The sequence below is a fragment of the Mucilaginibacter aquatilis genome (genome assembly GCF_009755275.1).
Lineage (GTDB): Bacteria > Bacteroidota > Bacteroidia > Sphingobacteriales > Sphingobacteriaceae > Mucilaginibacter > Mucilaginibacter aquatilis.
The window spans coordinates 679,173-693,216 of the sequence record NZ_WQLA01000003.1 but is presented as its reverse complement, the minus strand read 5'-3'; the positions used below and the strand labels follow the sequence as shown (position 1 = coordinate 693,216).

The window sequence follows — 14,044 nt, the reverse complement described above, 5'->3', positions numbered from 1 at the left end:
TATATAAAAGTACTTTCATTTTGAAAGTATATATTTAACTTTTTTACAGTAAACAATTTCCATTATTGTTATTGAAGAGTATCGACTCTCATTTCTGAGATATCTATCTGCATTTCTTCTTTACGAATGGCATCGTCAGAAAACAGCTTGTACTTACGTAATAGGTAAAGCTCTTTGCGCTGAGCTTTGTAAATGTCTTTTATAACGCGCCGGTAAACGGCCAATTCTCTTTTACCATTTTGGGCGCATTCCATACACTCCAGTTTTTGGCTGGTGTTATTGAGGTTGCTCTCATACTCGTCCCTAAGTGCAGCTAATAAAGTGTTATTTGCCAGGTCCTGCTTGTAATCATGCTCAAGCCTGTCAATAGCAGCTTTAGTTAAGCGAATCCTTATCTCTGCTTCCTGCTGCTCAATTGGTATCATAACATCAACCTCTTGTATGTTGAGCAATTTAATAATCCAGGGTAGTGTGAGGCCCTGAAAAACAAGGGTAACCAATATTACTACAAATGTTATAAAGATGATAAGATTACGTTCGGGTAGGGGCTGGCCATCAGTAACCGTTAAGGGTAATGACAAAGCCGCCGCAAGCGATACAACGCCACGCATGCCTGCCCAGCCAATAACAAATGGTCCTTTCCAACCCGGAGGAGGTTCCTTTAAACGCAGGCTTTTAAACAACCAACGCGGTACAAAGGTTGCCGGATATATCCATGCCATGCGTATTGCAATAACCAAAGCACTTACCAGTAAGCCATAAACTGAGGCCTGCATTAATGAGTAGCCCTCCAAGCCGGCAACTATACCGGGCAAACCAAGTCCAATCATTATAAAGACAAGTCCGTTTAGTATAATGGATATGGTTGACCAAACATTTAGGGTTTGCAAACGACTTTGACCATCAACAAATATTTCGTGCGACCGGTATGATAAAAACAATCCACCGCTTACTACTGCCATAACGCCTGAAAAATGGAATTCTTCGGCAGCCAGGTACATCAGGTACGGTGCAACTAGGGTAAACGCTGAGTCGATACTTGCAGTGGTTGGGAGAAATCTGTGAATTAAGTATATAACATGAGCAACGGCCAAGCCAATAACTATCCCCATTATAGTAACAGTTACAAAACTCACCGATGCATCCTGAAAAGAAAAATGACCTGCTATTGCCGTAGCCAAAGCAAACCTGAATACCGTTAAACTTGAGGCATCGTTTACCAGGCTTTCGCCTTCAAGTATGGTGATGATTCGTTTTGGAACCCTTATGCTTTTTAAAACCGAGGTTGCTGCTATAGCATCAGGAGGTGAAATTATACCGCCGAGTAAAAAGCCTGTTGCTAACGTAAAGCCGGGTATAAAGGATGACACCGTATACGCAACTACAGATGACGTTAAAAACACCAGCCCAAAGGCCAGTAACGATATAGGACGCTTCCATTTCCAGAACTCATTCCACGATGTCCACCAGGCCGCCTCATATAAAAGCGGGGGGAGGAATATCAAAAAGACAAGGTCGGGTTCAATATTGATTACCGGCATGCCCGGTATATTACTGATGATTAAACCTGCCAGCACCAGAAATATGGGATAAGCAATTTTTAAACGACGGGCGAGTAATATCAGCAGAAATGCTACTGTTAAAAGAAGAAGAAATTGAAGTAAGGTATTGTGCATAAAAAAGTCCCTAAAAAGTAACTTAGCAATGAATCGAAGTTTCATTGCTTAAGCGTATTTAGGTAGTGAAGATAATAAATACCTTACGTTTTCAGAGACTCATTGTTACGCTTCCCCTTCTTCAATGATTGAAAGGAAGTTTCCGGCAGGATCTTTAAACCAGGCAATTTTTGGTCCGCCGCCTAAAAAAATACCGTTTTCATTAGTTTTGAAGTTCGGCTCGTCGTAAATTTTAAATCTTACTCCCTTCGCTGTAAGCTCAGCAACTGCCGCTTCAACATTCTTTACCGGAAAGTTCAGTATCGTAAACGTTGCCGGGTTATGATTGGGTTTGACATAAATAAGAACTTTGCCACCGCCGGCAATATGCAGACGCAAAGTGCCTGACATGTCCAACTCCTCAACATCTAAACCTAAAACAGTACTGTAAAAGTGTTTGGCCTTTTCAATATCATCAACCGAAAAGCCACTGAATGCTTTGGTATCTTTGAATATAATTTCTATTTGATAACAACTTATGACAAGTTGGCCCGGTCGCCAAAAATTAACTTATCTAAAGAGAAGCGTCCGGCACCGGCAGCCAAAAACACTAAAGCTATACACAGGTAGTTTGCAGCTAATTCATATGATTTGCCTCCGGTTGCACTAACAAAGGGATCACCACCCATAACGGCATGTACGTAAACTGCTACCGCCATTGTAATCATTATGCCTAAAGCGGCAAGGCGTGTGGCTAAACCTAATACAAGTGCTATGCCTCCTCCAAATTCAGATATTGCAGCTAACGCCTGGAACACGGGAGGGATAAATGATTCGGGACCCATCCAGCTCATCGGACTTTGAATTTTTCCATAGCCATGCATTATAAATGCAATTCCGCACGAAAACCGTAACAATAAAAGTGCAACATCCAGGCTTGCAGGCAGGTTGTAAGGAGCAAAAAAACGTTTCATAAGAGTGTGAATGATTGGCTTAAAATATGTTAACGCACTCATTACAATATGGTTTTACCTCGGCTAATGGCTTTATATTTTTAGCTCAGATTGTACCGATTTAACAATATGTAAAAAGGACTAAACATTTGTTTAAATATATACCTTTACCTTATTACATCAACACTTTGTACATGATTAATTTTTTTGAATTTTATAATATACCCGAGTCCTTTAACCCAGACGAGGCAGCGATAAAAAATAAGTTCTACTCCCTGAGCAAGCAATATCACCCCGACTTTTTTGCAAACGAAGATGAAGCAAAACAGCAAGAGATACTGGAAATTTCAACCTTAAACAATAAAGCATACAATACGCTCAGCAATCCTGCCAAACGTTTAGAGTATATATTAAAACAGCATGGTTTGGTAAACGAGGGAGCGAAACCTCAATTGCCTGCCGACTTTTTAATGGAGATGATGGACCTGAACGAAAGGCTAATGGAGGTTGATGATGCTGAAGAATTAGCAAAATTACGTGCTGAGGCGCTTGCTGTTGAGGATGATTTGAATGGGCAGCTGAGCGCGCTTACTGCTGACTATGAAACACTTAATGACACCGCAAAAGAAAGCAGGCTTAATCAAATTGCAGATATTTACTATAGACAAAAATATTTGTTGCGAATTAAGGATAGTTTGAATACATTTGCATCCCGCTTCTGAAAGGAAGTTGCGGACAGGCCCAGATGGCGGAATCGGTAGACGCGCTGGTCTCAAACACCTGTGGCCGCAAGGCCGTGCCGGTTCGACCCCGGCTCTGGGTACATAATCGGACTTAGATCCGACTTTTGAAAGGGTTGCTCCAAAAGAGCAACCCTTTTTGTTTAAGTGTCAATAGTCATTCTAAAAAGTGTCGATTTGATAAAGCTTTTTTTTAAGGCCAAACTTCCTCAAGCCAGTTAACCTTGACCCGCTGCTTTAATGAACCCCTTTGATAACGCTACATACATCAGTGATTGTTTGTACATGAACGTTCTAAAACGCCTATTTAATTGCTAAAAGCTATGAACTATCACAGGCACTTAATTATGCAAAACTGTTAATTCGCCTTTGTAAAAATTGAAGCTTGATGCAACGAAAATCTCATAATATATATGGTTGAGGGAAATCAAGATGATGATTTTTAAGTGCAATACTTTAGATTACACAAAGCTCAATCAACTCATTTGTTTTACAAGTGTTAATAGGCTAAATTTGATACGGCCGTCAAAAATTGTTTAACCTTGTCACAAAAATGCTCGAATCTATAAAAGCAAAGCTGGAAGCTTCACGTAAAGAATTATTGGATCTCGGTTTAAGGAACCCTCTTCTAAATTATAAGACTCCTAAAGGGAAAGGGCTTAAAATAGTCCAAGAGAAATCTGAATTCATTTTTGATATTCTTGCAAGGCAAAACAAGGCCATGACTTTCTTGGGTATATCTGAAAAGAAAATCAGTAAAGGTATTCAAGATGTTGTTGGCGATCACATTGAAGTGGCTGAATTGCCTCAATCAACAGATGAATCTTATCAGGACACTAAATTACAAACCAGCGAAACAGAGCAGAAATTACAAACGAGGTTACTAAACACCTACTATTTTGCCCGTACCAGCATTGAGGAACAGGGCGTAAACATACTTTACCTGGCGCTTGGTATGCTCAAATGGTATGAGCAGGGTGATACAGACACGCCGCGCTACGCACCACTCTTACTTATACCAGTAGAGCTTGAACGTTCCAGCGCGCAAGAGCGTTTCCGCTTAAAATATACAGGAAGCGAGATAGGCGCAAATCTATCATTGCAGGCCAAAATGAAGGCCGACTTTAACATATCAATACCGGATATGCCAGATTCGGAGGATATGAATGTTAACTCATATTTCAAGCTAATAGAAGATCATATTGCCAACCAAGAGTTATGGGCGGTTGAACACGATGAAATTGAGCTTGGCTTTTTTTCTTTCGGCAAATTCATGATTTATAATGATCTTGATACTGCAAAATGGCCAGATGCTCAACAGCCAGGCTTAAATGACAACATTCAAGCATTATTTGAAACCGGGTTCCATTCGAACTATCAGCCTGAAAACGAAGACGCCAAAGACCTCGACGAAGAAACTAACGCAAACGCCTTATTTAAAGTTGTAGATGCCGATAGCTCACAAATGCAAGCAATATTGGCAGTGAATGAGGGACATAATCTGGTTATACAAGGCCCTCCAGGCACAGGCAAGTCACAAACTATAACCAACATTATTGCCGACGCCATAGGTCAGGGAAAAAAGGTTTTGTTTGTGGCCGAGAAAATGGCCGCGTTGGAAGTTGTAAAGCGTAGGTTAGATTCCGCACAGCTTGGCGAGGCTTGTTTGGAACTACATAGTCATAAGGCCAACAAGCGTGACCTGTTAGAAGAACTTAAACGGGTTATGGAACTTGGAAGGCCGTCAATTAACCAGTTGGAACTAGAAGTTCAGCAACTGGCTGTTTTCCGCAATGAATTAAACAATTATTGCAATGCAGTGAATGCTGGTGTTGCCGGTAGCGGTTTGAGCGCTAACCAGGTCATAGGGTATCTATTACAAATTGATAAAGAGATTGGTGCGCAACACTTGCCTAAAATACCTATTCATAATATTGATCATTGGAACGCTGATAAGATACGTGAGGCAACGGCAATATGTGACCGTCTTCAAGCAAGGCTTAAAGATATTGGCACCCCTCAAAACCTTTTATTTTGGGGCAGCGAAATTACCGTTTTGTTACCGCACGAGAAAGGCCCGGTTTTAGAACAAGTACGACAGGCAGGTCAGGCAGTTGCGGCTTTGCGCGAATTATCAGACAAAATACATACCTCTACCGGCCTTGAACCGGCCGACGATGCTAACTCATTAAGCTTTTTAAGTACTCAATTAGAAGTAGCATCCAAAGCTACTGATCTTACCGGCCTTGATATTAGCAATGATGTATGGCTTTTAAAGAAAGAGGATATTCGTGAATTAGTTGACGCAGGGCAAGCACTTGACCTGCTTTACAAAGAACATAAAGACAAGCTTATACCGGAGGCCTGGTCGCAGGATATTCTGGACATTCGTCAAAATTTGGTAGCGCATGGCAGTAAATGGTACAAGTTTTTGATTGGAAGCTACCGCCGGGCAAACCAAAGGCTGGCATCTTTTTTAAAAGTCGGCCTGCCGGATGAACTTTCTGAAAAATTAAAAATAGTTGATACTATCTCAGAGGCCCGGCGCATGGAAACTGAGATGGCCGCATTAGAACCATTAGCGGCATCTATATTTGGTAAGCGATGGTCAAAACAAAAATCGGAATGGAGCGCGCTAAGTTGTGCAGCTGAATACCTCTCAGACGTACACCAACAGTTTTCTGACAACCGGATTAGTGCTCAACTAATTGAATTTTTAAAACATAATAATGCAGCCTCTACCGCTGCTGCGTGGGCAAAAGAGCTTAAGCAACATGCGAACAATATCGAAATTCAACGGCAAACAGTTTTCACCACGCTGAGGCTTAACGAATCAAAGGGCGTAAAGCAATCAGAAATAGATGCAATGACGTTTCGTGCACAGGCGGCATTTTGGTTAAAACGTGCTGAGAGGTTTGCGGAGCTTCAACTGGTTATTGATTGGAACAATCTTGCCCTGGCAGCAAGTCAGGCCGGTTTTGATTTTTTGGTCGACGTTTCAACCCATTGGGAAATTGCTTCTCAATGGTTAAAAACTGCCTTACTGAAGACATGGTACGAATACCTGATTGAGCAGGCTTTTAAGTCAAATCCGGCGCTAACACAGTTTGAACGGGTAAGCCATGAAAGCGTTATTGATCAGTTCAAACGGCTCGACCAGCTTAATTTAGTGTATAACCGAGCACGGGTATCCTTAAAGCATTGGGAAAATATACCAAAGCAACATGCGGGCGGCCAGGTAAACGTTTTAAGAACTGAATTTAACAAACGTGCCCGCCACATGCCCATACGTAAGTTGGTTGAAGAAGCTGGTGCTGCCATGCAGGCCATTAAGCCGGTGTGGATGATGAGCCCAATGTCTATCGCCAATTTTCTACCACCGGGAAACATACAGTTTGACCTTGTTATTTTTGACGAAGCGAGCCAGGTGCGTCCTGTTGATGCTTTGGGGGCTATCATGCGCGGGAAGCAATTGGTGGTTGTTGGCGATACCAAACAACTGCCGCCAACGAGCTTTTTCGATAAGCTGAATACCGAAGTGGAAGACGAAGACAACCAGACAGCTGATATGCAGAGCATTCTTGGCATGTGCGATGGACAAGGTGCACCGAGCAGTATGTTGAAATGGCATTACCGTAGCCGCCATGAATCACTGATCACTTTATCAAACCATGAGTTTTACGAAAACAAATTGGTAATTTTCCCCAGTCCTGGTTCACGTCAAAGTCTTGGACTACGTTTCCACCACCTTGCAGAGGCCGTTTACGATCGTGGTAAAACACGTACTAACCCAATAGAAGCTGAGAAAGTTGCTCAAGCGGTTATTACCCATGCTAAGCAATATCCTGAGCTAAGCTTGGGCGTTGTGGCGTTCAGCACTTCGCAAATGCAGGCCATACAAGCGGCGTTAGAATTGCAACGCCGCCAGCATCCCGAAGTAGAAACATTCTTTAAAAGTCATCCACATGAACCCTTTTTTATAAAAAATCTTGAAAACGTTCAGGGCGACGAGCGCGATGTAATTTATATAAGTATTGGCTACGGGCGAGTTGAAAACGGTACGGTACCCATAAGTTTTGGCCCACTAAACAATGAGGGCGGCGAACGCAGGTTAAATGTACTCATCACAAGGGCAAAAATGCGTTGTGAGGTATTCACTAATATCACATCGGCAGACATACCCGTTAAAGAAAATGCGAAGTTTGGTATCCGCGCTTTAAAAAGCTTCTTGCATTTCGCGCAGCATGCAAAATTTGAACAAAACAGCGAATCTATTTTAACAGAAATAAGGCCTTTTGAAGATGAAGTTGCAAACCAGTTGACCGCTCTAGGTTATGTTGTCAGGAGTAAGGTGGGTTCGGCCGGCTTTTATCTTGATCTCGCGGTTGTTGACCAGCATAACCCAGGACGTTATATTATTGGAATTGAATGCGACGGGCGAAACTACGCCAAAGCCAGATCAGCCACAGACCGTGATCGATTGCGCACACAGGTGCTGGAAATGTTTGGATGGAACATTTACCGTGTGTGGAGTACAGATTGGTACCGAAACCCTGAACGTGAATTAAAACGTTTGATTAAAGCAATTGAACAAGCTAAAGCCATAACCGACAGCGCAGATCAGGAAACGAAAGTTTATGAAGAAGAACAACGCGTTTTGGAGCGTGAAAAGGTAGAGGAAACAATTACTAAAACTGTTTACTATCAGCTGGCAACACTACCAGCTGCCATTGGCTCTCAGGAAATGCACTTACACTCTTTCGGCAGTTTAGCTGCTTGGATAAGTGAAATTGTTAAGGTCGAAAGCCCGGTTCATTTTGATGAAATGGCCCGGCGGATGGTCGAAGCAGCAGGCATATCGAAGGTTGGATCGCGGATAAAATACACACTGACACAGGCCTGCAATCTTAGTGAGCAAAATGGTTTGATAAAAATGAAAGGTGATTTTCTTTGGCATTACGAAATGGAAGAACCTGTAATTCGTAATCGAAGCCAACTTCCGTCTTCTTCCAGAAGATTACAGCTCATTGCGCCTGAGGAAATAAACCTGGCAATTAAACAAGTTGTATGTGAAGCAGTTGCTATTACTGACGAAGCTACTGCAAACCTGGTTGCCAAACTGTTTGGTTTTAGCAGGTTAACAGAAGACATGAAACAACTGTTGCTCGAGGCTATCCAGGTTGCAGAGAATAATGCGGTAATTAAAAGAGATAACGGTTATCTAAAATTAGTTTAATTGGTTCTTGTTATAAATTGGTATAAAATAGCTTTTGAGTAACATGCAAATCAAAAGTTCTAAAATTGAATGACAAAGGTACCTTAAACCGATAAGATCTAATAACATCCTCGCAATAATTAATATACTGCGAGGATGTTGAAAAACTTTAAGCTACAGCTTTTCGAGGCTGATATCAGCTATGCCTCTAACTTCTGTTGATAGTTCGCCTAACCAGCCTAAGTTAAATTGTATGCCGGTTTGCACTTTAATAAAGTCAATACCGTTAAGCTTAACCTTATTTCCTTTGTCATCAATTGCATTGCCAATATCAACCTTATCGCCACCGGGAGTGCTGTCGGCGTAACCAAAATTGAAGGGAGCGCTTGTGATAAAGGATGGGTTATTTGCATCTATGTTTGTTGATGGTAATAGAGTGCCTTGTAATGTATAGCTTGCGGCTGTTACAGCTTCGGGATAATATGGCTGCTTGTGAAACGTATTGGTTTTAACCAAGCCCGAGTCTTTCAAACTACCCTTCCATTTAACGTCACCGGTAACGGGGTCGGGGCGGGTGTAGGTTACCTGGTAGTTACGCACATAGCCTGCGGCGTTTGTTGCAGATCCTGCAAGTTCAAACCAGGTATCATCAGGAAGGCCATTTTTGTTCGTGTCCTGCATTACCCACACTACACCTGGCTCAGCAGAACCGGTTGCCGCGTTAGCATATATCACGATATCCTCTTTGCCATCAACATTTAAAACGGTGTGGTCAAAGCCAAATACAATACTGCCTCCAAATGCGCCTAAGCTTACCAAACCATTTTTACCATTAAGTACGCTTTGAGCTGCCTCTGTATTACCTACCGAAGTATTTATAAATTGCCCCGGAGCAGGGTTGTAGCTAAATAGCTGCGTTACATAAGCTTTACTTAGATCGGTAACGGGCCTTATTGGCTGTGTAGCTTCAGGGTCTGTTGGAGTTTGTTCATCTTTCTTCGAGCACGAACTTAGCAGCATTACACCACCAGCTAGTATGGAGATAAAGCTGAGCGTTATTTTATAGTTAATGTTTAACATATTTATAACAAGCCTTATTTTTTGTAATTATAAACGAATACAGCCGATTTAGGGTTAACCGCCGTTTCAAACTCAAGCTTTTTAACGCCGGCCTTGTCGTAATAATAAGCACGCCAAACTTTGCTGGTAAAGCTTACATCATCGCCAATTACAACGCCGCCGCTAAATGGGTCAACGGTTAATCCGTACAATAAGCCAACCGATGTGCCATCAGTTATAAAGTTATTGCCCACTGTTGATGTAGCAGCATTAAAAACTTTAATGTCAGGCGTAAAGGTGGTTGTATTAGTTAAACCTATAACGCCCGCATTCTGGTAAATTGATACTGATGTGCTGTAATCCACACCTTTAAGAGTCGTAAGCGTGGTTTTGGTATCGGTAAGGCTATTGATAACGTCTACCTGTGCTGCTACTGTGGTATAATTGCCCTGGCAAATCACATACACGTTTCCGTTGGCGGCAGCCGTAACCTTTGTTGGATTTTGCGTAACCGTAATATCGCTCAATTTGGTAAATGAATTTAAGTTAACTACAGAAACCTTGTTTACGCCGTTCAAAAGATAATCTGAATTGGCAACGTACAATTTACCGTTGGCTACCGCTAAACCTTCAAGGTAAGGAGCCTTAAGATCTAACTCACCATCAACATTTAGAGTTGCTGTATCAATACGACTAATTTTGCCATCATAGCGCGAAACGTAGGCCTTACCCTGGTAAAAGGCAATATATCTTGGCATATAGCCGTTGGTAGCAGAGTTAAATGATATTCTTTTGATGGTTTTGCAGGTGTTAATATCCATTACGTCTACAAATGATTTTGTTGCGCCGTCAATACCTGTTACTACACAATACATTTTGCTGCCATAACGCTGCAGGTCATTTGATGTTTCACCCAGAGCAGTACCATTAACTTTCCGATAGTAATCTTTCTCACTTGTTTTATTGGCCATATTATAATAGGCAATAGATCCGTTACCTGCACCATACGAGCCTTCACTCAGCATATAGATGCCGGCAATGCTCTCAACTTCAAGTTTTTGAAATGGTTCTGTTTCATTTTTCGAACATGATGAAAGCACCGCAATAGCGCTGATTAAAAGCAAACAAATTAATTTGTTGTGTTGTAAAAGTTTAATTTTCATTCTTTGAGTTTGATTGTATATAATTTAAAAGATAAAAGCAAAGTGTGCCGGAATATCGCCCGTTGTGACGCTCCATTTCCGACGTCCGGCGGTGTCAAAGCAATAAAGTGTGCCCGGATTTACATAACTGCCGGCATCAGTAAGTAAAATCTCCTTTGTAACAGGATTCACGGCAATTCCATATGGCTGTGCAAGCTTTGCACCCGTACCATCGGTAATAAACGACCTGTTTAATAAGGTTTCAGTATCAACGTCGATTATGCTGTAGTCGAAATTTTGCCCGTTACTGTTGACCGTATACAGGTATTTATCATCTAAGCAAAAAGTTCTTACGCCAAGCTCAAATGTTTTTTTGAGCTGTTCTGTGCGGGTGTCAATCACAAAAAGTTTAGGTTTGATATTGAGGTAATCACCCTGAGAGGTAACGTACAAATCACCGTTAGCATCAGCAAGCATACGGTTCAAGTTAATAGCAACGTCAATTCGTTTTATTTCAGTAAACGACGCTAAGTCTACTACTGAAATGGTACGTTCGTAATTTTTAGGACTATATCCGCCAGAATTGGCTACGTATAATTTATTACCTACAATAGCAATACCCTCCGGCTGACGACCTATCGTTACACGCCTTTCAATTAATAGGGTGGTGGTATCAATTTCGGCAACTATACCGTTACCTGCGTTTGCATCGCCAACGGCGCTAACGTATGCACTTACGTAAGCCTTATTGTTTTTGAATGTAATGTAGCGGCAATTTACTATGTCAATTTGCTTTATACGTTTGCGGGTTCTTGCATCAAGTACTTCAACTTTATTGGAGTTGTTTACAACGATGAACAACTTTGAGCCGTATATAGCCATGTCATTACCTACATCGCCCAAACCTCTTCCAGCTTCGGGGTTAGCGCTGCTGTAAACATTTTTTTGATATACTCCTGTAGTGTAATCAATATAATCAAGCGATGCTTTGTTCATGTTGAGATTTCCCTCGTTAAGCAAATAAAATCCCTTAACAGCGCTCGCAATGTTACCTTCAAAAACTGTTTCGGTTTGCTCGGTATCCGGCTTGGCATCTTTGCGGCACGATGATGCCAGCATAGCAAAACCCGCCAAAAGCAGATAGCAATAAGTATGTCTAAGCTTTTTCATTTCAGTAAGTAAAAGTCATTTTAAGTCTGTAAAACCTGCCCGGCATAGGGAAATTTGTAACGACATCATAGTATTGATTGAATACGTTGTTTATTTCTGCACCAATATTAAGTTCGTGGTCTTTCAAAGGTTGACGCCAGTTTGCAGACAAATCATGTGTGTACCAGGGTTCAACATAATTTGATGCGATATTTGCCGCCTGGTTGTAGCGTTCACCTGTGTAAATAAAGCTATAGTTGACGCTGTAATTCTTGTAAAGCACACCCGCCAAAGCCGATCCGCTGTGAAGTGGGGTGTAGGGTATTTGCTGTTTTGCTTTAGCGCCGGCCGATGCATCGTAGGCTTGCTGATAGGTGTAGCTTAAGCCTCCGTTGATAAGCACCTCATCATTTATATACCATCCCGACTGCATATTACTTTCGATGCCTTTGATGTTAACCCGACCTATGTTCTGCATTGTCCACCGTTGAAGGTTGAGACTTGGTACCGCTATAATTTTATTATCTACCTTGTTACCGTAAATGTCGGTTTGAATACTGATGTTACGCAATATGCCACTATTGCGCGTTAGTTGAAACGTAAATCCAACATCTAACTGCCGACTGTATTCGGGCTGTAAATTTGCGGTCCCAACAAAAGTGTAATACAACTCGTTAAAAGTAGGAATGCGGTAGATGCTTTTATAAAAACCTCGCAAACGGAATGCTTCAGTTTTGAAGGGTTGCCATGATGCCGCTATAGTTGGCGTATATTTATATTCAGTTTTGCCGGTAATGGTTTGTGTGTGTTCATTAATGATGTTGCTCAGTAAATTTGCTTGTAAATCAAACCTACTCCATTTAAGCTGCGTTGCTATTGCTATCAAAGCCGTATTACGTAACGGGTTAACAAACCGAAAAATGTTGGACTGCATTGCATTGCGTGCATAGTCGGCAGAGATGCTTACGTTCCAGTATTTTTCCAACTTTAATAAATTGGCTACCGAAAAGTAGAACTCTTGCTGATGATAGCGACTGTCTGAAAATCCATCCGTCGTAATAATGTCCGGGTCGAGATAGCGCAAATAATCATTAGCATATTTTGCTTTGAGCATAACACTATAAATCTTGCCCCGGCGTTCAAAACCCGACTGCACAAATAGGTTACGATCCCACTCGCGTTGATTGTAATTAAACCTGTTTTCAATTATTGCTCCGGGCAAACCGCGCTCTGAATTATATAGGTATCCCTTAATCTCCCATGAGCTGCTATCAGTAATTGCTGTCTTTAACCCGGCTTCAAATCTTAGCGCATTAATATCTCCATTATTCCTTACAGCAATGGTATCATACACACCGTTTGTATACCTGAATTTATACCTGCCGTTAGCATGTGTATACTCAGCATTTAAGGTGCTAAAGGTTGCATTACTAATACGGTGCTGCCATAAAATTGATGGATTGACAAGGCCAAAAGAGCCGGTTTTAAATGTTGCCTTATATAGGTCCTTTGAATTTCCTTTAAAAGTTGGTGATTTGGTTGTTAAGTAAACCGAATTCCCGGCTGCAAAACCACGAGCCGGTTGAAAAATGGTATTTTTTTGCGCATTATATAATTCAATGCTGCCAATGTTGTCCATGCTAAACTTGCTCAAGTCAACCTGGCCATTTTGCGCATTATTAACTTGCAGCCCATCATAAAATACGGCTGTTTGACTGCTGCCCAAACTACGTACATTTACAGTTTTTAGCCCGCCAACACCGCCGTAGTCTTTCATTTGTACACCCGAAAAGTATCTTATAGCATCAGCAACTGATAAGGTATTCAAACGCTGTAACGCAGCACCCTTTAGTATTTGTGCGGGGGTAGGAGATGTGATGTTTATTGTATTGGTACGTTCAATAACTTGCACTTCAGCAAGGCGCTTAACCGATGCAGTATCCTGGCCGTAAAGCGCAGTGCATAGCCAGCACATTGCCGCAAAAAATGCAACACCCGGTTTAAAACATACAACAAACCCTGCGCGCAAAAGCACGTAAAGCCTACCTGATTCCATGTGTGATGTGAGTTAATACCCCACAGCATACCGAAAATTGTACACCAAAAATGAAAAACACGAAAAGTATCTTCA

The 14,044-nt window shown here is 41.6% G+C and carries 9 protein-coding genes and 1 tRNA gene; 3 read left to right on the top strand and 7 right to left on the bottom strand.

The features are described from left to right. Positions 1–68: 68 nt before the first annotated feature. From GO816_RS10795 to GO816_RS10785, 3 genes are all read right to left on the bottom strand, one after another. On the bottom strand, positions 69–1,676 hold the full coding sequence (locus tag GO816_RS10795; RefSeq protein ID WP_157541908.1) for a Na+/H+ antiporter: 1,608 nt from the start codon (positions 1,674–1,676) through the stop codon (positions 69–71). Positions 1,677–1,781: 105 nt separating this feature from the next. Next, a complete protein-coding gene (locus GO816_RS10790; RefSeq protein WP_317163624.1) occupies positions 1,782–2,126 on the bottom strand; it encodes a VOC family protein in 345 nt (114 codons plus the stop codon). A 65-nt stretch (positions 2,127–2,191) separates the two neighbouring features. After that, positions 2,192–2,629 (bottom strand): DoxX family protein, encoded by a 438-nt coding sequence (locus GO816_RS10785; protein WP_157541907.1) that lies wholly within the window; start codon positions 2,627–2,629, stop codon positions 2,192–2,194. Between the two features lie 173 nt (positions 2,630–2,802). Here GO816_RS10785 and hscB point away from each other — a divergent pair, with 173 nt between their 5' ends. The 3 genes from hscB (at position 2,803) to GO816_RS10770 (ending at position 8,584) form a co-directional block, all read left to right on the top strand. Next, entirely contained in the window at positions 2,803–3,330 is a 528-nt protein-coding gene (gene hscB, locus GO816_RS10780; RefSeq protein ID WP_157541906.1) for a Fe-S protein assembly co-chaperone HscB, read from the top strand. 17 nt (positions 3,331–3,347) lie between these two features. Next, positions 3,348–3,431: transfer RNA gene (locus GO816_RS10775), tRNA-Leu, on the top strand. A 470-nt stretch (positions 3,432–3,901) separates the two neighbouring features. Beyond that, positions 3,902–8,584 carry a DUF3320 domain-containing protein gene (locus GO816_RS10770; protein ID WP_157541905.1) on the top strand — a complete coding sequence of 1,561 codons (4,683 nt, stop codon included), beginning with the start codon at positions 3,902–3,904 and terminating at the stop codon, positions 8,582–8,584. Positions 8,585–8,737: 153 nt separating this feature from the next. Here GO816_RS10770 and GO816_RS10765 read toward each other — a convergent pair whose 3' ends face one another. The 4 genes from GO816_RS10765 to GO816_RS10750 are packed head-to-tail and all read right to left on the bottom strand — an operon-like array spanning position 8,738 to position 13,969. Further along, a complete protein-coding gene (locus tag GO816_RS10765; RefSeq protein WP_157541904.1) occupies positions 8,738–9,643 on the bottom strand; it encodes a cell surface protein in 906 nt (301 codons plus the stop codon). A gap of 14 nt (positions 9,644–9,657) precedes the next feature. Next, a complete protein-coding gene (locus GO816_RS10760; RefSeq protein ID WP_157541903.1) occupies positions 9,658–10,785 on the bottom strand; it encodes a YncE family protein in 1,128 nt (375 codons plus the stop codon). A gap of 24 nt (positions 10,786–10,809) precedes the next feature. Further along, positions 10,810–11,934 (bottom strand): YncE family protein, encoded by a 1,125-nt coding sequence (locus GO816_RS10755; RefSeq protein ID WP_157541902.1) that lies wholly within the window; start codon positions 11,932–11,934, stop codon positions 10,810–10,812. A gap of 1 nt (position 11,935) precedes the next feature. Continuing rightward, positions 11,936–13,969 (bottom strand): TonB-dependent receptor, encoded by a 2,034-nt coding sequence (locus tag GO816_RS10750; RefSeq protein WP_157541901.1) that lies wholly within the window; start codon positions 13,967–13,969, stop codon positions 11,936–11,938. Positions 13,970–14,044 lie beyond the last annotated feature (75 nt).